The 620-nt window shown below is 35.6% G+C and carries 1 protein-coding gene; it reads right to left on the reverse strand.

The window, feature by feature from the left end; genetic code table 11:
* Nucleotides 1-105: 105 nt before the first annotated feature.
* Nucleotides 106-471, reverse strand: a complete 366-nt coding sequence (locus D5018_RS21485; RefSeq protein ID WP_121840993.1) for a hypothetical protein — start codon at nucleotides 469-471, stop codon at nucleotides 106-108.
* Nucleotides 472-620: the final 149 nt, after the last annotated feature.

Below are 620 nucleotides of genomic sequence, written 5' to 3' on the forward strand. Positions count from 1 at the left end.
TCATCTATGTGATTATGAATTAAATCTTGATTTATCATGGTGCTGTCATTGAACATGTTTAGGCTATTTTGAGCATTTTACCTTAAAACCGTTGATATGACTGGTTTATATGAGGGGATGCTTAAGATTTTTTACTGTGAGTATTAATGAGTTAATTAATTCAGTTTTATTTGCTAAAAAAATCAGGCTTTGCGCTGGCAACGCTTGATCGTTAACCCCACCTCTGTCAGCCGTAATGGTTAAACCAAGTTTACTTGTATTTGTAACCGGGATGCATGTAGCGTAATCGGGCATATTTTTGTTGCAAGTGGCACTACCATTATCGTTTGGGGTAGAAAAATTACTTGGTTGTAGGGAAATAACTCTTGACGTCAAATTCTCTTGAGATTGGATTGAGGCTGCGACGGAATAAAATGATAATGAACTTGAGACTAACAAAGCAGTAATAGAAATTACACATTTAGTTTTCATAATATTATCCAGCTTATAGTAAAATATAAAGGAACTCGGCCGCAAGCAACCGAGTTTTATTTGAACAGTCCAAGCTGATCTGCACTTTTCTCTTTTTTGTCTAACTCTGCCAACTGTTCTTGAACATACTTTCTGATCACATCTTCAGT

It is taken from the genome of Parashewanella curva, from assembly GCF_003675895.1.
In the GTDB taxonomy this organism is placed as follows: domain Bacteria; phylum Pseudomonadota; class Gammaproteobacteria; order Enterobacterales; family Shewanellaceae; genus Parashewanella; species Parashewanella curva.

Bases quoted from the DNA above. Each gene is read 5' to 3' on its own strand.
- D5018_RS21485 (WP_121840993.1), bottom strand. From the start codon at position 471: ATGAAAACTAAATGTGTAATTTCTATTACTGCTTTGTTAGTCTCAAGT.